The sequence below is a fragment of the Pseudomonas sp. LG1E9 genome, from assembly GCF_003290225.1.
GTDB classification, from domain to species: Bacteria; Pseudomonadota; Gammaproteobacteria; order Pseudomonadales; family Pseudomonadaceae; genus Aquipseudomonas; species Aquipseudomonas cyclaminis.
In genome coordinates this window covers 522,137-541,753 of sequence record NZ_CP029983.1, presented here as the reverse complement: position 1 = coordinate 541,753, position 19,617 = coordinate 522,137, and the positions used below count along the sequence as shown (strand labels likewise).

General features: G+C 64.1%; 14 protein-coding genes. 11 read left to right on the top strand and 3 right to left on the bottom strand.

The features are described from left to right. Window positions 1-82: 82 nt before the first annotated feature. The 3 genes from tssC to tssA are packed head-to-tail and all read right to left on the bottom strand — an operon-like array spanning window position 83 to window position 3,162. Window positions 83-1,579: a type VI secretion system contractile sheath large subunit gene (tssC, locus tag DNK50_RS02765; RefSeq protein ID WP_099586039.1), complete on the bottom strand. Its 1,497-nt coding sequence runs from the start codon at window positions 1,577-1,579 to the stop codon at window positions 83-85. Window positions 1,580-1,581: 2 nt separating this feature from the next. Continuing rightward, window positions 1,582-2,088: a type VI secretion system contractile sheath small subunit gene (gene tssB / locus DNK50_RS02760; RefSeq protein ID WP_017135823.1), complete on the bottom strand. Its 507-nt coding sequence runs from the start codon at window positions 2,086-2,088 to the stop codon at window positions 1,582-1,584. Window positions 2,089-2,142: 54 nt separating this feature from the next. Then, window positions 2,143-3,162: a type VI secretion system protein TssA gene (gene tssA / locus DNK50_RS02755; RefSeq protein ID WP_112192774.1), complete on the bottom strand. Its 1,020-nt coding sequence runs from the start codon at window positions 3,160-3,162 to the stop codon at window positions 2,143-2,145. Between the two features lie 394 nt (window positions 3,163-3,556). On the opposite strand from tssA, the gene tagH reads away from it, so the two are divergent. From tagH to DNK50_RS02700, 11 genes are read left to right on the top strand one after another with little or no spacing between them, the layout of a single operon-like run. Continuing rightward, window positions 3,557-4,927, top strand: coding sequence for a type VI secretion system-associated FHA domain protein TagH (tagH, locus tag DNK50_RS02750; protein WP_112192773.1), 1,371 nt, complete (start codon window positions 3,557-3,559; stop codon window positions 4,925-4,927). 56 nt (window positions 4,928-4,983) lie between these two features. Next, window positions 4,984-5,493 (top strand): type VI secretion system lipoprotein TssJ, encoded by a 510-nt coding sequence (tssJ, locus tag DNK50_RS02745; RefSeq protein ID WP_099586036.1) that lies wholly within the window; start codon window positions 4,984-4,986, stop codon window positions 5,491-5,493. Window positions 5,494-5,511: 18 nt separating this feature from the next. Next, on the top strand, window positions 5,512-6,846 hold the full coding sequence (tssK, locus tag DNK50_RS02740; RefSeq protein ID WP_099586035.1) for a type VI secretion system baseplate subunit TssK: 1,335 nt from the start codon (window positions 5,512-5,514) through the stop codon (window positions 6,844-6,846). A 6-nt stretch (window positions 6,847-6,852) separates the two neighbouring features. After that, window positions 6,853-8,142 (top strand): DotU family type VI secretion system protein, encoded by a 1,290-nt coding sequence (locus tag DNK50_RS02735; RefSeq protein ID WP_099586034.1) that lies wholly within the window; start codon window positions 6,853-6,855, stop codon window positions 8,140-8,142. Next, window positions 8,139-11,639 (top strand): type VI secretion system membrane subunit TssM, encoded by a 3,501-nt coding sequence (tssM, locus tag DNK50_RS02730; protein WP_099586033.1) that lies wholly within the window; start codon window positions 8,139-8,141, stop codon window positions 11,637-11,639. Before DNK50_RS02735 ends, tssM begins: the two co-directional genes overlap by 4 nt. Continuing rightward, complete coding sequence (gene tagF / locus DNK50_RS02725) at window positions 11,636-12,289, top strand: type VI secretion system-associated protein TagF (RefSeq protein WP_112192772.1); 654 nt, start codon at window positions 11,636-11,638, stop codon at window positions 12,287-12,289. The genes tssM and tagF overlap by 4 nt, the downstream gene beginning before the upstream one ends. Next, window positions 12,290-13,009 (top strand): PP2C family serine/threonine-protein phosphatase, encoded by a 720-nt coding sequence (locus tag DNK50_RS02720; RefSeq protein ID WP_112192771.1) that lies wholly within the window; start codon window positions 12,290-12,292, stop codon window positions 13,007-13,009. Then, window positions 13,006-15,972: a serine/threonine-protein kinase gene (locus DNK50_RS02715; RefSeq protein ID WP_112192770.1), complete on the top strand. Its 2,967-nt coding sequence runs from the start codon at window positions 13,006-13,008 to the stop codon at window positions 15,970-15,972. The genes DNK50_RS02720 and DNK50_RS02715 overlap by 4 nt, the downstream gene beginning before the upstream one ends. Continuing rightward, complete coding sequence (locus DNK50_RS02710) at window positions 15,972-16,676, top strand: ABC transporter ATP-binding protein (RefSeq protein ID WP_112192769.1); 705 nt, start codon at window positions 15,972-15,974, stop codon at window positions 16,674-16,676. Before DNK50_RS02715 ends, DNK50_RS02710 begins: the two co-directional genes overlap by 1 nt. After that, on the top strand, window positions 16,676-17,860 hold the full coding sequence (locus DNK50_RS02705) for an ABC transporter permease (protein WP_112192768.1): 1,185 nt from the start codon (window positions 16,676-16,678) through the stop codon (window positions 17,858-17,860). Before DNK50_RS02710 ends, DNK50_RS02705 begins: the two co-directional genes overlap by 1 nt. Next, window positions 17,853-19,565 carry an SUMF1/EgtB/PvdO family nonheme iron enzyme gene (locus DNK50_RS02700; protein ID WP_099586027.1) on the top strand — a complete coding sequence of 571 codons (1,713 nt, stop codon included), beginning with the start codon at window positions 17,853-17,855 and terminating at the stop codon, window positions 19,563-19,565. Before DNK50_RS02705 ends, DNK50_RS02700 begins: the two co-directional genes overlap by 8 nt. Window positions 19,566-19,617 lie beyond the last annotated feature (52 nt).

The window sequence follows — 19,617 nt, the reverse complement described above, 5'->3', positions numbered from 1 at the left end:
GGCACCTCGGTGTGTCAGTCACACCCCAGTGATGCTATCGGGGGCAAGCCCCCACCCGCAGAAGAGCCAGCTCATCCGTGGGTTAGGCGCTCTTGGCCGAAGGCAGCTTCGATACCAGGCGCAGCGACACGGTCAGCCCTTCAAGCTGATAGTGCGGGCGCAGGTAGAACTTGGAGTTGTAGTAACCCGGGTTGCCTTCGACGTCTTCCACGATCACTTCGGCGGCAGCCAATGGGTGCTGGGCCTTGGTGGTTTCGGTGGAGTGCGCCGGGTCGCCGTCGACGTAGTTGAGGATCCAGTCCTGCAACCAGCGCTGCATCTCGTCCTTCTCTTTGAAGGAACCGATCTTGTCGCGCACGATGCACTTCAAGTAGTGCGCGAAACGGCAGGTGGCGAACAGGTACGGCAGGCGCGCAGCCAGGTTGGCGTTGGCGGTGGCGTCCGGGTCGTCGTATTCGGCCGGTTTCTGCAACGACTGGGCGCCGATGAACGCGGCGAAGTCGGTGTTTTTCTTGTGCAGCAGCGGCATGAAACCGTTCTTCGCCAGTTCCGCTTCACGGCGGTCGCTGATGGCGATTTCGGTCGGGCACTTCATGTCCACGCCACCGTCATCGGTAGGGAACGTGTGGGCCGGCAGGTTTTCCACTTCACCACCGGACTCCACGCCACGGATGCGCGAGCACCAGCCGTAGTGCTTGAACGAACGGTTGATGTTCACCGCCATCGCGTATGCGGCGTTGGCCCAGGTGTACTTGGAGCTGTCGGCACCGTCGGTGTTTTCTTCGAAGGCGAAGGCTTCCACCGGGTCGGTCTTGGCGCCATACGGCAGGCGCGCCAGGAAGCGCGGCATGGTCAGGCCGATGTAGCGCGAGTCTTCCGATTCACGCAGCGAGCGCCAGCCGGCGTATTCCGGGGTGGTGAAGATCTTGGTCAGGTCGCGCGGGTTCGACAGTTCCTGCCACGAGCCCATGCCCATCACGGTCGGCGAGGCCGCAGCGATGAACGGGGAGTGCATGGCGGCGCAGACTTTCGACAGCTCGCCCAGCAGCTCGACATCCGGAGGCGACTGGTCGAAGTAGTAGTCGCCTACCAGGCAACCGTACGGTTCGCCGCCGAACTGGCCGTATTCTTCTTCGTACATCTTCTTGAAGATCGGGCTCTGGTCCCACGCGGTGCCCTTGAATTTCTTCAGGGTCTTGTGCAGGTCCGGCTTGGAGATGTTGAGCACGCGGATCTTGAGTTGCTCATCGCTCTCGGTGTTGTTGACCAGGTAGTGCAGGCCACGCCAGGCACTTTCCAGCTGCTGGAAATCCTGGTGATGGATGATCTGGTTGACCTGGGCGGTGAGCTTGGCGTCGATGGCGGCGATGATCGATTCGATCGATTTGATCGCGTCGTTGGACACCAGGTCAGTCTGGGCCAGTGCCTGTTCAGCCAAAGTGCGCACGGCGGTTTCCACGGCTTCGCGGGCACGCTCGGTCTTGGGCTTGAATTCTTGCATCAACAGCGAGGCGAACTCGCTGGTTTCTTCGGTGGCGCCGAGGTTGAGCGCGCCTTCGCGGGCGGTATTGTCAGTCATGATTATTGGTCCCCTGCAGGCTTGGGCGCGCTGGCAAGTGCTTGAAGCAGTGCCGGGTCCTTGATTGCCTTCATGATGATTTCTTCAGCGCCGGTCTTGCCGTCCATGTAGGTCAGCAGGTTGGCCAACTGGGTGCGGGCTTCGAGCAGCTGTTTGAGCGAATCGACCTTGCGGGCCACGGCGGCCGGGCTGAAGTCGTCCATGCTTTCGAACGTGATATCCAGGCTCAGGTTGCCTTCGCCGGTCAGCTCGTTCGGTACGTGGAACGCTACGCGCGGCTGCATGGCCTTGAGGCGCGAGTCGAAGTTGTCGACGTCCACTTCAAGGAACTTGCGATCAGCCACTGGCGCCAGAGGCTCGGCAGGTTTGCCGGCGAGGTCGGCCATCACACCCATTACGAAGGGCAGCTGGACCTTTTTCTCGGCGCCGTAGAGCTCGACGTCGTACTCGATCTGCACCCGAGGCGCGCGGTTGCGCGCGATGAATTTCTGAGAACTTTGCTTCGCCACGTTGCTGCTCCTGGTCGCTTGAGCGACGGTGTTGTTACTGCGCAGTCGGCCGGCTTATTCGCCGTCCGGGCCACGCAGGTTTTCAAATTGGGACATGCCATCGGGAATCAGATTGCGCACGATCGCCGCAAAGTCGGCATGCACCAGGTTCTTCGCCCGGTTCAACAGCACCGGCAGCGGGCTCGAAGGCTCGTGACGGGTGTAGTACGCAAGGATCTTGTCGAGGCTGCGCAGCACCTCATCGCGGCTGGCGATGTCGCCGGCCGGGCGGGGTGCGGCAGGGGCAGCGGCGTACTCGACCGAGGGGGCATTGTCGTCACTGACGGCCTCGGGTTCGCTGCTGCCTTGGGTGTCTGGAACCGCTTGGTTGAGCACTTGCAGCGCTTGCTTGAGCGGTTGCTTCAAGAGGGTCAGGTCCACGCCCTGGGCGGAACCGACCTGGTCGCTGACCTGCTGCTCGATGGCTTCGCAGGCCGCACGGGCGGCACTCAAGGCGTCGCGGGTGGCTTGCAGGTGTTCGGGGTCGCTGTCGAGGAACGCGGCGTGCAGTTGCTGGGCGCCGAGTTGTTCATCAGGGAAATTCATCAGGCCGCTGGCGTTCAGTGCAGCGCGCAGGCTCACAGGGCCGAAGGTGCGCGAGCGCGTGAGGATGCTTTCGCGCAGCAGGCGAATGGTCGCGTCGCTGGTCAGGCCGGACAGGGCGTTGATGCGCACAGTCGGGTCGTTATCGTCGTCGGCATCCAGGCGCGGGTGCAGATCGGTCCAGTATTCGCGCAGCAGGGCGTTGATCAGCGTCAGGACGTCGGCCAGCCCGGCCACACCCTGGAGGGCGAGGGAGCTTTGCAGGAGGAAATGGGTGATGCGCAGGTCTTTGCTGCGCTGCAGCAAGTCGAGGCTCTGCTGCTGGATGCTGCGCCATTCCGGCGGCTCAGCGGGCAGGATGGAGTCACCCATGCTGCGCTCAGGCTGGCCCTTGGCATCACGCTCCAGTTGGAGAAATTGCGCGTCATACTCCATGTCTTCGCCACAGGGCGAAGTCGCGGAAACGGCGGTGAGCAGCAACGGCACATCCACTGAAATTGATCTCCCTATCAGCCCGTTAGATGTCGGGCAATTCATGCATTAGTTGCGCAAGGAACTTTGCATGGTTTCTTGGTCATATAAGCACGATGCTACTAATGTGCCATCATTGGTGTTCAAGAAGTTGTGCATTTTTGGTGTAGTACTTATGCCTTGTCAAGGTAAGCTATTCGCCCTCTGTGACAGATGTGCGGTGCTTAACAACCTGCGCGACCGGTGGGTCGAACGGCGCACCGGGACAGGATTTTTGTCATAGAGCCCAGTTAAGATCAGCGATCATGCTGGCATCAGCAGTTTGTAGACGGTCGGATGCACGACCTGATGGGGCTCTCTCGGGAAACGCTGTCCCGGGAATTGCCCGCGCGCGAAGTATCAGCAAGGAGGCAAGATGTCGCTGTGTTTGACTATCACTAGTTATCACAAGATCACCCCAGGGCAATGCGCCGAAAAGTCCATGAATCAGGGCTCGATGGCGATCGGCCGCAGTTCGGATAATGACTGGGTACTGCCTGATCCTGAGCGGCTGGTGTCTTCGCAACACTGCGTTATTCAATACAAGGACGGCCGTTATTATTTAACCGATAACAGCACCAACGGTGTGGAGTTGGTTAACGCCGGTGTGCGCATGCGCCGGGGCAATAGCGAGCTGCTGCAAAATGGCGAGCTGATCCGCATCGGCGACTACGAGATTCAGGCGCGTATCGATTTCAATGTGCAGGCCGTCGATAACCAGCCGTTTGCCGGTGAGTCGCCGAACAGCTTTGAAGCGCTGATGGGCGCCGTGGTCAGTGCGCCGGTAGCCACGCCCGTGATCGCGCCGCAGTTCCAGGGCGCCTCGGCGATGGACACCCTGCCGGACCTGTTCGACTTCCTCAGCCCCACCGCCGTACCGCCGCCGACCGTGCCGGACCACGTGCCCTCCGAGCAACATGACTTCCGCCCGCCGACGCCAGTGGCTGCGCCTGTCGTTGCAGCGCCCGTGGCGTCGGGCTCGGTGATTCCTGAAGACTGGGACTTGTTCGGTGACGCGCCGGCGCCAGCGCCAGCGCCGGTGGCCAGCACGCCGCCGCCCAGCACGCCGCCGCCCCTGGCACCGACTCCACCGCCCACTGCCCCGGTCATCGCGCCGCCACCTGTGGTCGAGCCCTTGCTCCCCGTGGCCGACAGCCAACAACCCGACCTCTTGCAAGCCTTCCTGCGTGGCGCCGGCCTCGACCAGTTGCGTCTGGACAACGCCCAGGCCGAAGCCCAGATGGAAAGCATCGGTCGCAGCTACCGGCTGATGGTCGAAGGCCTGATCGACGTGTTGCGCGCCCGCGCCAGCCTCAAGGGCGAGTTCCGCATGCAGCAGACGATGATCCAGCCTGCTGAAAACAATCCGTTGAAATTTGCCCCGAATGCCGAGGAAGCGTTACTGCTTTTGCTTCGCCATGGCAACCAAGCGTTTATGGCGCCGGACCTTGCCGTGCGGGACAGTTTCGACGACTTGCGGGCCCACCAGCTGGCCGTGATGGCCGGGGTGGAAGCCGCGATCAAGCACTTGCTCACGCGATTCGAACCAACCCAGCTGGAGGAACGCATGGGCAAGCCCGGCGGGCTGTCGAGCCTTTTCAACGGCTCGCGCCAGGCCCAGTACTGGCAGCAGTTCACCGAGCTCTACGGCAATATTTCCCGCGAGGCCCAGGAAGACTTCCAGGACCTGTTCGGCCGCGAATTCAGCCGAGCCTACGAAGAACACAGCGCGCGACAGCGTCGCTAACGCCACGCCGCAACAACGGATCAACGGATAGCTAAGTACGTCATTGAGGACGCAGGATGATTCCCAGGTTTTTACTCGCAGTCGCCACCGCGCTGCTGCTGACGGCGTGTGCCAACGACGCGGTCAAACCCGAAGCGGCGGTCGAGGAGCAGGCGGATACCGCTGCCGTCGAATTGCACTTCCACGCAATTTCCGGGCTTAACCCCGGCGCCAACGGCCAGGCCGCTCCAGTGCGCGTGCGCATTTTCGAACTGAAAAACGCCGCCACCTTCGGCCGTTCCGACTACTTCGCCTTGGCGGACCGTGCCCAATCGACCCTCGGCCTGGACCTGCTGGACCAGGACGAAGTGATGGTCCAGCCCGGCCAGCAACTGAGCATCCAGCGTGACCTCGACCCGTCCACGCGCCAGATCGGCTTGCTGGTGGGTTACCGCGAGTTGGACCGTGCGCAATGGCGCGCGGTAATCAACGTGCCAGCGCGCCAATACACCGAATACCAGATCAGCCTCGATGTGCGTGCCGTGCGCGCCGACGTCGTGGTTTCCCCATCCAGCCCTGCCCAATAACAAGCAATCGGAGCCCCCATGTCCTGGAACAATCGCGTGGTCTGGTCGGAAGGCATGTTCATCGGAACGCAGCACTTCCAGCAGCATGACCGTTACCTGGAAAACCTGATCGACGCCCGCAGCCGCCCATTGGCCGCCGGTGCCTGGGGGTTTTCCGAGTTGCTGATCGACCAGGGCCTGCTGGCCCAGGGCAAGCTGGCCATCGTCTCGGCACGGGGTCTGCTGCCTGACGGCACGCCGTTCAATATCCCCCAGGATGACCTGGCACCAAGCCCGCTGAACATCGACGACAACCTGCGCGACGGCCTGGTGTACCTGGCCTTGCCGCTCAAGCGCGCCGGTGCGCGGGACACGGTTGATGAAGGCGAAGCCCTGGAGGCTGCGCGCTACGTAAGCCAGGTGCGCGAAGTGCGCGACGACAACGCCCCGTTCGAAAACCGCGCGCCAGTGGCCGTGGGTTCCCGTGCGTTGCGCCTATTGACCGCCCAGGACGGCATCAGCGACTACGCCGCCATCGGCCTGGTGCGCATCAAGGAAAAGCGCGCCGACCGCGCCCTGGTGCTCGATGACACCTACATTCCACCGGTATTGGACGTGGCCGCGAGCAAACCGCTGACCGCGTTTCGCAGCGAACTGCTGGGCCTGTTGCACCAGCGCGGCGAAGCCCTGGCCGGCCGCGTGGTCGCGTCTGGCGCCGGTGGTGCATCGGAGATTGCTGATTTCATGCTGCTGCAACTGGTCAACCGCGCCCAGCCGCTGATCCAGCATTTCAGCCAGTTGAGTCCGCTGCACCCGGAGCGCTTCTTCAGCGAACTGGTGAGCCTGGCCGGTGAGTTCTCGACCTTTTCCACTGCGGGCCGTCGTCCCCAGGAATACCCGCAGTACCAGCACGATGACCTGGCCCTGAGCTACGCCCCGGTGATGGCTGCCTTGCGTGAAGCGCTGTCGATGCTGATCGACAGCAAGGCCACGCCGATTCCGATTGTCGAGAAAGCCTACGGCATTCACGTGGCGATGCTTGCCGACAAGACCCTGCTCGACAACGCCAGTTTCATCCTGGTCGTGCGTGCCGATGTGCCCGGCGAAACCCTGCGCGGCCGCTTCGGCCAGCAGAGCAAGGTCGGCGCGGTGGAGCACATCCGCGACATGGTCAACCTGCAACTGCCGGGCATCGGCCTGGTGCCCTTGCCGGTGGCGCCGCGCCAACTGCCGTATCACGCGGGCAGCACCTATTACGAGCTGGACCGCGGCAGTGAGCATTGGCAGCAACTGAGCAACTCCGGCGGTTTTGCTTTCCACATCGCCGGGCAGTTCCCGGGCTTGAACCTGGCCTTCTGGGCGATCCGAGGATAATCCGCGATGCATCCCAATGATGACGACCGCACCCAGTTCATGCCGCGCCCAGGTGGCCGTGCGCCGGAACCTGCACGAGCAGAACCGGCCCCGCTGTCGATGCCGGCTGCACCGATGCTCACCGGCAAAAGCCAGGGGCTGAACCCACTGGAAAGCGCCGCTGGCCCACTGCTGGCCTTGCTGACGCGCCTGCGCAATACCATCGCCCACCCGGCACCAGCCAGCCTGCGCGCGCAGTTGCTGGCCTACCTGCGCCAGTTCGAAGAGCGCGCCGAAGCCGCCGGTGTGGCGCGCAACGAAGTGCTGCTGGCCCGTTACGCGCTGTGCACCGCCCTCGATGAAGCCGTGTTGAGCACGCCGTGGGGCAGCACCAGCGATTGGGGCAAGCAAAGCCTGCTGATCACCGTGCACAACGAAGCCTGGGGCGGCGAGAAAGTCTTCCAGTTGCTCGACCACTGCCTGCAAAGCCCACGGGAGCGCCTGTACCTGCTGGAACTGTTGTACCTGTGCATGTGCCTGGGTTTTGAAGGCCGCTACCGCGTGATGAACGACGGTCGCAGCCAGTTGGAAGCCTTGCGCGAGCGCACCGCTGCCGCGATTCGCAGTGCCCGTGGCGAGCATGAGCGTGAGCTGTCGCCGCACTGGCGCGGCGTGACCGTGGCGCGGGACCGCCTGGCGCAATTCATGCCGCCGTGGATCGCCGTGGCCATTGGCGTGGCGCTGCTGCTGGCGTTGCTGTTCACCTTGCGCATGCTGCTGGCGTCGCAGGCGGAGCCGGTGTTCAAGAATATCCATGCCCTGGGCGAGATCCCGGTGCAGGCCATCGACCGTCCAGTGGCGCAGCCCAAGGTCATCGAACGGCCGCGTCTGGCCGGGTTCCTGGCCGAAGACATCAAGGCCGGTCGCGTGGCCGTGGAAGATAAAGTCGACCGTTCGGTGGTCACCATTCGTGGCGATGAACTGTTCGCATCGGCCAGCTCCAGCATTGTCGACGACTACCAGCCGTTGATGCTGCGCATCGCCGATGCCATCCGCAAGGTCAAGGGGCAGGTGCGCGTCACCGGTCACAGCGACAATCGCCCGATTGCCACGCTGCGCTTCCCGTCCAACTGGGCGCTGTCCGAAGCGCGGGCCAAGTCGGTGCTGGAGATCCTCGCGGCCAAGACCGGCCAGGCGGATCGCTTCAGTGCCGAGGGCAGAAGCGACACCGAGCCGTTGGCCACCAACAGCACAGCCGAAGGCCGCGCCCGCAATCGTCGGGTTGAAATCACCGTATTGGCGGAGGGCGTCGAGTGAAGGCGTTTTTCAGTTTCATGATTCGCTGGGTGATCCCGGTATTGGGCCTGATCGCCCTGAGCCTGATCATCTGGTTTGTCGGGCCGTTGCTCGACGTGCTGGTGCCGCAAGGGCGCCGCTGGGCGCTGATCATCCTGATGTTCGGGGTGTGGATCGCCTACCGCGTGTTCCGCATCATCCAGGCCCGCCGTCAGGCCGCCGAAGTGATGCGCAGCCTGGCCGCCGAAACCCCGGCCGACCCCAACAGCGTGGCCACCGCCGAAGAGTTGTCGACCCTGCGCCAGCGCATGGACGAAGCCCTCGCGCTGTTGAAAAAAGCCAAGCTCGGCGGTGACGAGCGGCGCAATCTCTACGAGCTGCCGTGGTACGTGATCATCGGTCCGCCGGGTTCGGGCAAGACCACCGCGCTGGTCAATTCCGGCCTGCACTTTCCGTTGGCCGCGCAATTGGGCGCCGGTGCGGTGCGTGGCGTCGGCGGTACGCGCAATTGCGATTGGTGGTTCACCGATCAGGCCGTTCTGCTCGACACTGCTGGCCGCTACACCACCCAGGACAGCAACTCCACGGTGGATAAAGCCGCGTGGCTGGGCTTTCTCGACCTGCTGAAAAAGCAGCGTTCACGCCGGCCCATCGACGGTGCGTTTATCGCCATCAGCCTCTCGGATCTGCTGCTCGGCACCGACGCCGAGCGCGCCGCCCATGCGGCTGCGATTCGCCTGCGTATCCAGGAGCTGTACACCCAATTGGGCGTACGTTTCCCGATCTACCTGATGCTGACCAAGCTCGATCTGGTGCCGGGTTTCATGGAGTACTTCGATAACCTGAGCAAGGAAGACCGCGCGCAGGTGTGGGGTATGACCTTTGCCTTGGACGACGGCAAGAACAGCGACAGCCCGTTGGCCCATCTGCAAAGCGAATTCGCAGGATTAGAGCAACGCCTCAACGAGCGTCTGGTGGAGCGCCTGCAACAGGAACGCGACCCGGCGCGGCGCGACCTGATCTACGGCTTCCCGCAGCAGTTCGGCGCGTTGAAGGATTGCCTGCAAAGCTTCCTCGAAGGCGTGTTCAAACCCAATGCCTTTGAAGAGCGCGTGCTGTTGCGCGGTGTGTATTTCACCAGCGGCACCCAGGAAGGCAGCCCGATTGACCGCCTGATCGGCGCCATGGCCCAGAGCATGAACCTGGACCGCCAGCATCTGGCACGCCAGAGCGGCACCGGGCGCAGCTACTTCATCGAAAAGTTGTTCACTGCCGTGGCGTTTGCCGAGCGTGGCCTGGTGGGTGTGAACCCGAAGGTTGAACGCCGGCGCAAGTGGATCGCACGGGGTGTACTCGCGGCTACGGTGGCGTTGGTGGTGGTGGTCAGCGGCCTGTGGTGGGTGAGTTATCGCGCCAACCAGGCGTATATCGCCCAGGTCGACCAAAAGGTCGCGCCGCTGGGCCAGACTGTGCAGAACCTCAGCCCGGCGCAGCGTGAAGTCCTTGCGGTGCTGCCGTTGCTCAACGCAGTGAAGAACCTTGCTGGGGATTCGCCGAGCTGGTCCGAAGGCCTGGGCTTGTATCAGGGCGACATGCTCGAAGCCGAATCCGCCAGCGTGTACCGCAAGCTGCTGATCGCGGTGTTCGCGCCGCGTCTGGTGACGCGCATCGAAGAGCAACTGCACGGCGGCGGCAACTCGGATTTCCTCTACGAAGGCCTCAAGGCCTATCTGATGCTGGCCGACAGCGAGCATTACGATCCGGACTTCATCAAGGCCTGGATCGCCCTCGACTGGGATCGCAACCTGCCCCGCGACCTGCCGGCCGACCAGCGCCAGGCGTTGACCGGGCACTTGCAGGCGCTGTTCGATCGTCACCCGCCGAACGCACGCCTTGATCCGCGCCTGATCGATGACCTGCGCCGCCAACTGCAACAGCTGCCGGTGGCCCAGCGTGTCTACGACCGGGTCAAACGCCAGAAACTGCCCGAAGGCATCCCGGACTTTCGCATCAACGAAGCCGCTGGCCGTGATGCCGCGCTGGTGTTCAGCCGTAAAAGCGGCAAGCCGTTGGGCGAGCCGTTGAGTGGGTTTTTTACCGCCAAGGGCTATCGCCAGGCCTTCCTGCTGAGCAGCCTGAACCAGACCGGCACCCTCGCTGAAGAGCAGTGGGTGCTGGGCCACGAGCAGGCCGATCAACAGAACGTGGTGAGCCTGGCCGCCGATGTGCGTCGCCTGTATTTCCAGGACTACCAGCGCCAGTGGGATGCCTTGCTCGCCGATATCGACTTTGTGCCAATCACCAGCGTGGCCCAGGCGGCCGATGTGCTGCGGGTGATTTCCGGGCCGACGTCACCGCTGAAAAAGCTGCTGGTGGCGGTGGCCAGGGAAACGGACCTGCAAGCCGAAGAACGTCAGCTGGCCGCCAAAGGCGTACCGGTTGAAGGCGGTGTCGACAAGCTCAAGGAGCGCCTGGGCAGTCTGCTCGGCCAGGAACAACCGACCGGCAATGCACCGCAGGCGGCGGATGATCCGGTGACCGCGCATTTTGCCGAACTCAACAGCATCGTCAGCAAGAATGAAGGCGAGCCGGCGGCGATCGATGGCCTGCTGTCGGACATGAACGCGCTGTATGTGCAGGTCAGCGCCATGGTCGGCGCCAGCGGCGATGCGCTGCTCGGCGAAGCCAAGAATCAGGCGGCGGCTGCGGCCACGCGGGTCAGCCTGAATGCCGAACGCCAGCCGCCGCTGGTGCAGGGCATGGTCAAGTCGGTGGTCAATTCCACCACCAACAGCATGATGGGTGGGGTGCGTAACCAGCTGAACGCGGCCTGGGTCAGCGAAGTGGTCAACGTGTATCGCCAGTCCCTGGCAGGGCGTTACCCGATGTCGCCGGGCAGTGCGCGGGACGCCACGCTGGATGACTTCGGGCAGTTCTTCGGCGTGGGCGGGGTGATGGACAACTACTTCCGCAAATACCTGCAACCCTACGTGGACACGTCTGCGCAGACCTGGCGCTGGCAGCCGGGCGCTGCGCAGAAGCTGGGGATCGCGCCGGGGGTGCTGCAAACCTTCCAGCGCGCCGCGACGATTCGTGATGCGTTCTTCCGGTCGGGGGGCACCCAGCCCATCGTGCGTTTCGAACTCAAGCCGGTGTCGATGGACCCGACGATTACCCAGTTCCTGCTCGATCTCGACGGCCAGCAACTGAGCTACGACCACGGCCCAAGCCGCCCGGTAGCGATGCAATGGCCGAACCCCGGCAGCATTGGTGTGGTGCGGATTTCCATCATGCCGCCATCGGCCAGTGGCCGCTCGGGCGTGACCCTCGACGGCCCGTGGGCGTGGTTCCGCCTGCTGGAGCAATCGGACCTTACTGCCGGCAACTCGCCGGACCGCTTCAACCTGCGCCTGCGGGTCGACGGCGCGAGCATCGCCTACGAGTTGCGTGCCAACAGTGCTTTCAACCCGTTCAAGAGCCGCGTGCTCAACGGCTTCAGCCTGCCGGAGCGGCTATGACGACCCTGGGTTTCTACGGCAAGTTAGCCAGTCGCGGGGACTTTGTCAGCCGCGCCTTGCCCCAGAGTTTTGTTGGCCCGTGGGACAGCTGGCTGGCGGCGGGTTTGCTCGCCAGCCAGAACACCCTGGGCGCTGATTGGCTCAACGTGTACCTGGTCAGTCCGCTGTGGCGCTTTGTGCTGGCGCCGGGCGTGTGCGGGCCGGACGCAGTGGCGGGCGTGGTGATGCCGAGCATTGACCGGGTCGGGCGCTATTTCCCGTTGGCGGTGGTGGCCTTGCTTGATCACGACACCAATCCCGCTTCGCTGGTGGGCGGGCCGGACACGTGGTTCGAGCAGGCCGAAGAGCTGTTGCTCAGCACCCTGGACAGCGGCGCGACTTTCGAAAGCTTCAACGACGGCCTCGACAGCCTGGGCTTGCCAGCGACTGAGCCGCGTGCGGTCGACAGCCGTTTCGCGGGCCTGCAACGGGTGTCCGCCACCGTGCCTCATGGGCGCATGACCGCGCTTGCCGAACAGGCCTGCGAGGGCGCAAGCCTATGGTGGGGCCGAGGCTCGGAACGTATTTCCCCTGGTTTATTACGGTGTCAGGGCTTGCCTGCCGCCAGCGATTTTGCGCAGTTTCTGCTCGGACAAGAAGGTGTGGTGTAGATGGGCGCGACGTACAAATCCGCGAGCAAAAGCCATGTGGGCATGGTGCGCCAGGTCAACGAAGATGCGTGCCTGGACCTGCCGGAAAACCGCCTGTGGGTGGTCGCCGATGGCATGGGCGGGCATGCGGCGGGCGACTATGTCAGCAGCCTGATCGTCGACAGCCTGCGCAGTGTGCCGTTGGGCCGCTCCCTCGACGAATACTCGGCCGCCCTGCGCAATGACCTGATCCGCATCAACGCCGCCGTACGCGAAGAAACCGCCAACCGTGGCGTGACCATGATGGGCAGCACCGTGGTAGTACTGGCTGCCCGTGGCTTGCGCGGCGTCTGCCTGTGGGCCGGCGACAGTCGCCTGTATCGCCTGCGTGACGGCGTGCTTGAAGGCATCTCCCGCGACCACAGCTACGTGCAAGACCTGCAAGACAGCGGCCTGCTCAGCGAAGCCGACGCCCGCACACATCCGCGCGCCAATATCGTCACCCGCGCCGTGGGCGTGGAAGCCCAGCTCGAAGTGGCGGTGGTCGACCTGTTGATTGCCCCCGGCGACAGCTACCTGTTGTGCAGCGACGGGCTGAACAAGACCGTCGAAGACTGCGAAATCCGCGAAGTACTCAGCCATGACGCGCCGGATGAAATCGTGCGCAGCCTGGTGCACCTGGGGCTCAATCGCGGCGCGCCGGACAACATCACCGCCATCGTTGTGAAGGTATCGGCATGAATATCGTGATTCCTGGCTACGACATCGAAGGCGAGATCGGCGAAGGCGCCATGGCCAGCGTGTACCTGGCGACCCAGCGCTCGCTGGAGCGCAAGGTGGCGCTGAAGGTGATGGCGGCGGCACTGGCCGCCGACCCGAGCTTCTGCGAGCGCTTCCTGCGTGAGGGCAAGACCCTGGCGCGGCTGTCGCACCCGCATACCGTGACCATCCATGACATCGGCAATGTCGGTGAGCTGTATTACATGGCCATGGAGTTTTTGCCCAACGGCACGCTCAAGGAGCGCATCGCTGCCGGTATGACGCCGGAGCAGGGCGTGACGCTGATCCGCCAGATCGCCTCTGCACTGGGCTATGCCCACGGGCAAGGCTTGGTGCACCGCGACGTCAAGCCCGCGAACATCCTCTTCCGCGCTGACGGCACGGCGGTGTTGTCGGACTTTGGCATCGCCAAGTCCCTGGACGACCGCACCCAGTTCACCCAGGCCGGTTTTGCCGTGGGCACGCCGAGCTACATGAGCCCCGAACAGGCGCGGGGCCAGGAGATCGATGGCCGCGCCGATCTGTATGCGCTGGGCGTCGTGCTCTACGAAATTCTCGTCGGCAAGCTGCCGTACAGCGGCACCGACGCGCTGTCCACCGCGCTGGCGCACCTGACCGAACCGTTGCCGGAATTGCCGGTGCACCACGGTCGTTATCAGGGCGTGTTGCGCAAGTTGTTGGCCAAGGATCCGGCCGAGCGGTTCCCGGATGCGGCGGCGTTGTTATTGGCGCTGGATCAATTACCGATGGAATCGCCCGAGGCCACCCTGGTGCGCCCGATTCCGCTGAGTTTCGACCTGGGCGGCATCACGCCGGAGTCCATCGAAATCCCCACGGCCCAACCCGAGCCGGTGCGTCAACCGGTGGTGCCGCCGACGCCGCACAGCGAGCAGCGTCGCGGGCCGGTGTTGGCGCTGGCGGCGGTGGCTGTGGCGGTTGCCCTGGCGATTGGCGGTGCTTCCTATTGGTGGCTGAGTGGCGATGATGAGCCCGCCAAGCCGCCGGCCGCTGCAGTGCCTGCGGCAACGCCCGCAGCAACACCCGCGGCGGCAGCGGTTGAGGCGGATGGCGGTCAGCGTCCGTTGCTGATGGCGGGCAAGAAAACCCTGTTCCAGCGCGTCCTCAGCAAACCGGGCGCGAAGCTTGCGGATGAGGCCGGCAGCGCGCCAGGTAAAACCCTGCCGGCGTTTTCGGTGCTCTACGTGTACCAACGCAAGGACGTCGACGGCCAGCCGTGGGTGCGCGTCGGCACCGCCACCGACGGGCGCAGCGACGGTTGGCTGCCGGCCGCCCAGGTCAGCGACTGGAAGCAGAGCCTGGTGCTCAAGTTCACCGAGCGCTCGGGCCGTGCGCCGGTGATGTTCCTGCGCCAATCCGGCGAAGTGGAAAAGCTGCTCGCCGACCCGACCGCCGCCAAGGGGGCGTTGGCCAAGGCGCAGAAAAACAGCGAAGACAACGCGCAAATCCTCGCCCTGGAACCCACCGCCAGCGCGGTGCCGCAGAACCAGTTCTACCTGTTGCCGATCTTCGACTCCAAGGAGAGCTTCGACGAAAACGGCCAGCCGGTGCAGTTGCTCAATGTCGCCTCCATCGACCCTGGCAGCAGCGCCGTCGCCAAGCCCGCGACGCCGGTGATCAGCGCCAACGCCGATGCCTTCCGCACCGCCGTGGTGCTGGTGGTGGACACCACGGTGTCGATGCAGCCGTATATCGACCAGATTCGCGACGTAGTCCATGAGCTGCAAACCCGCATCGGCGAGCGCGGCGAGTTGGACAGCGTCAGCTTTGGCATGGTGGGTTTTCGCAGCAGCATCAAGAAAACCCCTGGCCTGGAATACGTGGCCAAAACCCTGATCAGCCTCGACCAGGGCCGCGACCCGCAACGCTTCCTGGACATGGCGCGGCAGGTCAAAGCCTCCAGCGTGTCGAGCCATTCGTTCAACGAAGACGCATTTGCCGGGGTGATGCAGGCGGTGGACGGCATGGACTGGTCCGGCTATGGCGGGCGCATCATCCTGCTGGTCACCGATGCGGGTGCGCTGCGCAAAAACGACCCGTTTGCCGCCACCCAGATGAACGAAGCCGAAGTGCGCCAGGCGGCGCTGGGCAAACAGATCAAGATCTACGCCCTGCACCTGCGCACCGACGCCGGCAAGAAAACCCACGCCGGCGCCGAGAGCCAGTACCGCATCCTCACCGCCGACGCCAACCCGCAGATCGGCGACCTGTACACACCGGTGCCCGGTGGCGATGTGCGCAAGCTGGGTGAGCGTGTCGACGAGATCGGCAGCGTGTTCGCCAACCTGGTACACCAGGTGCGCAGCAACACGCCGCAGCCTGTGCCGATGCTCAGTTCGGCGCCGACCCTGGCGGACAAATCTGCCGCTGTGGGTTACGCCATGCACATGGACTTCCTCGGCCGCAAAACCGCGAGCCAGGCACCGCAACTGGTGAGTGCCTGGACCGCCGACCGCGACCTGACCAACCCGGCGCTGCCGGCTTTCCAGGTGTGCGTGATGCTGACCAAGTTGCAGCTCAACGACTTGCAGCAGTCGTTGAAACTGATCGTCGACGCGGCGCGCAAGACCCAGACCTCACCCAAGGATTTCTTCCAGGAAATCGCCAGCGCCTCGGCTTACATGAGCCGCGACCCGCAAGCCCTGCGCAAGGGCGGCAACCTGGCAGACGGCGGCATCCTCGGCGAATACCTGGAAGGCCTGCCGTACCGCAGCAAGTCGCTGAACATGACCCAGGATTTGTGGTTGTCGCTGAGCGTGGCTGAGCAGGAAGACTTTATCGACGAGCTGGATTCGAAAATCCGCCTCTACGAAACCTTCCATAACGACGTCGCCAACTGGGTCCGTTTCGGCGATGCCGAGCCGGGCGATGCGTTGTACCGCGTGCCGTTGTCGACGCTGCCGTGATGCTGAACCTGAGCGCGGTGCACAAGAGCCGGGGCGTCGGGAGCCAGCGCTACAGCCTGGTGATCCCGGCGCTGCACCTGCGTGCCGGGGAGCAGTTGGCGATTGTCGGGCCCAGCGGTTGCGGCAAGAGCACCTTGCTGGACTTGCTGGCGCTGGTCCTGGCGCCGGATCAGGTCGGGCAGTTCGACTTCAATGCTGTCGACATCGGCAGCCTGTGGCGTGCCGATCAGCAATCGCGCTTGGCGCAGTTGCGCAGCCAACACCTGGGTTATGTGCTGCAAACCGGCGGGCTGCTGGGGTTTCTTGATGTGCGCGGCAATATCGCCTTGTCCCGGCAACTGTTGGGCCTGGAGGACGATGGCAGTGTGGCGCGCCTGGCCCAACAGCTGGAAATCAGCGACCAGTTGGCGAAGAAGCCCTCGGCGCTGTCGGTGGGCCAGCGCCAGCGTGTGAGCTGCGCCCGCGCCCTGGCCCATGCACCGCAACTGGTGCTGGCGGATGAACCGACCGCCTCCCTCGACCCGCTGAACGCCGAGCGTGTGATGCACGCGCTGCTGACCCAGGCCCGCGAACACCGCGCCGCCTGTGTGATCGCCACCCATGACGAGCCCCTGGCCCGCGCCAGCGGCTTGCTGATACGGCGTATCAGTTGCCGCCGCGATGCCGACGGTGGCGTCACTGCCACCCTTGGGGAGGCGTGCTGATGCGCATCCCCTTGATCGCTTCGCTGGCCTGGCAGGATTACCGCAACGACGCCTGGCTGTCGGCCTGTTCGGTGTTGGCATTGGTGGCGGTGATCGCGCCGTTGCTGGTGTTATTCGGCCTGAAATTTGGACTGGTTAGCAGTTTGACCGAACGTTTGCAGACCGACCCGGCCACCCGTGAAATTATTCCGCTGGGCGGTGGTCGATTCAGCAGCGTATTTGTCGAGCAGCTTGGCCAGCGCAGCGATGTGGCGTTCGCCGTGCCGCGCACGCGGCAGATTGCGGCGACGGCGCAGGTGGGCGCGCTGACCTTGGAAATGCTGCCGACGGCGCCGGGTGATCCGTTGTTGGGTGCTGTGGCGCTGCCGCAGGGCCTGGGTCAGATCGTGCTGAGCCACACCGCTGCCGAGAAACTGGCGGCGCGGCCTGGGGATTTATTGGAAACCCGCTTTGCCCGCCAGGTCGCGGGGCGTGTCGAGGAGCAACGCACACGGGTGCAAGTGGTGGGGGTGCTGCCGCTGGAAGCGTTCGCCCGTGATGGCCTGTTCGCCGCGCCGGGCTTGCTGGAAGCGGCGGAAGATTACCGCGACGGCCGTGCTGTACCGGCGCTGGGATGGGCAGGTGATGAGGTGGCTGTGACTGAGCAGCGGGTCTATCCGGCGTTTCGCTTGTATGCGCGCAGCCTCGGCGATGTGGAGCCGTTACGGGTGTATTTCGCTGGGCAGAACCTGTTGGTGTCGACCCAGGCAAACACCATCGCCCAGGTGCAGTCGTTGAGCCGCAACCTGTCGATCGTATTCTGGGTCATCGCTGGGTTGGCGTTGGCGGGGGCATTTGCGGCGATCTTCGCCGGTGCCTTGGCCGCCGTGGCGCGCAAGCGTCGGGAATTGTCGGTGTTGCGTCTGTTGGGGTTTTCCACCGGCGCGTTGCTGTTGTTCGTGGTGGTGCAGGCGCTCTACAGCGCAGGGTTTGCCGCCGTGCTCAGTGCCGGGCTGTATGGCCTGGCCGAGGCGGCGTTAAACACGTTATTTGTGCAGGTGCCGGGCGAACACGCCAGTCACCTGCTGGCGCGTCATTACGGCCTGGCCCTGGTTGCAGTCCTCGGCGTCAGCGCCGTGGCGGCGGCGTGTGGGGGTTGGCGAGTGGCGCGTATCCAGGCTTCTGAAGGAATCAGAGATGTATAAGTTACTGGGCGCCGCCCTGGCGCTGAGCCTGGCCTCGATGGCCTGGGCCGATGAAGCAAGCGATAAACTGGACAACCCCAAACCGTTGCCGGATGACGTGAGCCTGCCGCTACCGTGCGAGGGCAATATGGTGTTCCGCTACGCCTACGTGCTGGCCCAGGGCACCCTGGACGACCGCGAGATCAGCCTCGGCTACCCCTTCGCCGAGGGCGAGGCCGGTTACCAGCAGTCGTTTATTTCCGGCTACCGCCGCGATTTTATCAACGGCCAGTTCACCCTCAAGGATTTGCCGAAAGACTGGAACAAAGTCATCGCGCCGTTGATGCCCAAGACCGACGCCAAGACGCCACTCAAGCCGATGCTGTACTTCATCGGCAAGTACGAAGTGACCGCGCGCCAATACGCCCAGGTCATGGCCCAGGCGCAGTCCCTGGCCAGCGGTGAACCGGCCCCCGCCTGCGATGCGCCGACTGGCATGGCCGGGCGTTTGCCCAAGGTGAAACTGTCGCGTTTTGAGGCTGAGCGCTTCTCGGCGGTGTACAGCGCGTGGCTGATGAAATACCACCGCGAGTTGCTGCCGGTCAGTGGTCGCGGTTCGTCGGCAGAAGACGGCGGCCTGGGTTTTGTGCGCCTGCCCACCGAAGTGGAGTGGGAGTTTGCCGCACGCGGTGGCCAGGCGGTGAGCCGTCAGGATCTGGAAGGGCGCCTGTTCCCGCGTCGCGTCGAAGGCAGCGAAAGTGATGGCCCGCTGGGTGACTACGCTGTGTTCAACCAAGTCGCCGGCGGTACTGGCCAGGCGGCGCGCCTGATGCCCATCGGCACCAAATTGCCCAATCCGATTGGCATGTTCGACGTGATCGGCAATGCGGCGGAGATGGTCCAGGAGTCTTTTCAATTGGTCCATGCCGGGCGACGTCAGGGCACCTATGGCGGCTTTGTGGTCAAGGGCGGCAACTACCTGGAAGGCGAGGGTACGCTGTTCACCGGCATGCGCCGCGAATACCCGCTGTTCGCCGCCGACGGCACCGAGCAAAGCAACGAAACCACGGGTTTTCGCGTAGCGATTGGCGCGCTGTCGGCGCCACGTTCGCGTTACAAGGAGCTGTTTGTGCAGTGGCAAAAAGAAGGGCGCCTTGCCGCGCTCACCGACGCCATCGACGACGCCCAGGACCCGACCAAGCGCCTGGACAGCATCATCGCCGCCAGCGTTGACCCCAAGCTGCAAGCCGAACTGGGGCTGGTCAACGAAGAGCTCAAGCGCAATGTCTCGCTGATCGCCCAGCAACGCGAAGAAGCGGCGGGCAATCTGATCCAGTCGGCCGCCTTGGTGGCCGAGACCATCAGCAACTACAACATCCGCCTGGCCAACCTGCAGAAGAGTCGCCAACAGTCTCTGGACAACAAGGACGAGGCCAGTGCGAAGCTGTTTGATATGGCCATTGCCAACGGTCGCAGCGCCCTCGACGGCGCGGTGGCGATTTACATCGACAACCTGGCCACCGGCACGCGCTACACCGATGCGGTGATCCAGGCGCAGTTTCAACGGATCAAGGAAGAGTTGGATCGCAAGCCCGTGCTCGGCAAGAGCCTGGTGACGCGCGCAACACTGTTCGTCCGCCATGTCGGCAACTACCGCAAGCAACAGCGGGCCGACCCGGCGACGATCTTGAAGGAACTGCTCGCAGCGAGCGGTCAGCGGTCTTGACCGTTGGTTGTGCGGCGAGCTTGGAAGGGACTCAGGCGGCAGTTGCCGGCTG

Coding starts and splice junctions, on each gene's coding strand:
- tssC (WP_099586039.1), bottom strand. CDS start 1,579: ATGACTGACAATACCGCCCGCGAAGGCGCGCTCAACCTCGGCGCCACC.
- tagH (WP_112192773.1), top strand. CDS start 3,557: ATGTCGCTGTGTTTGACTATCACTAGTTATCACAAGATCACCCCAGGG.
- tssJ (WP_099586036.1), top strand. CDS start 4,984: ATGATTCCCAGGTTTTTACTCGCAGTCGCCACCGCGCTGCTGCTGACG.
- tssK (WP_099586035.1), top strand. CDS start 5,512: ATGTCCTGGAACAATCGCGTGGTCTGGTCGGAAGGCATGTTCATCGGA.
- DNK50_RS02735 (WP_099586034.1), top strand. CDS start 6,853: ATGCATCCCAATGATGACGACCGCACCCAGTTCATGCCGCGCCCAGGT.
- tagF (WP_112192772.1), top strand. CDS start 11,636: ATGACGACCCTGGGTTTCTACGGCAAGTTAGCCAGTCGCGGGGACTTT.
- DNK50_RS02720 (WP_112192771.1), top strand. CDS start 12,290: ATGGGCGCGACGTACAAATCCGCGAGCAAAAGCCATGTGGGCATGGTG.
- DNK50_RS02715 (WP_112192770.1), top strand. CDS start 13,006: ATGAATATCGTGATTCCTGGCTACGACATCGAAGGCGAGATCGGCGAA.
- DNK50_RS02710 (WP_112192769.1), top strand. CDS start 15,972: ATGCTGAACCTGAGCGCGGTGCACAAGAGCCGGGGCGTCGGGAGCCAG.
- DNK50_RS02705 (WP_112192768.1), top strand. CDS start 16,676: ATGCGCATCCCCTTGATCGCTTCGCTGGCCTGGCAGGATTACCGCAAC.
- DNK50_RS02700 (WP_099586027.1), top strand. CDS start 17,853: ATGTATAAGTTACTGGGCGCCGCCCTGGCGCTGAGCCTGGCCTCGATG.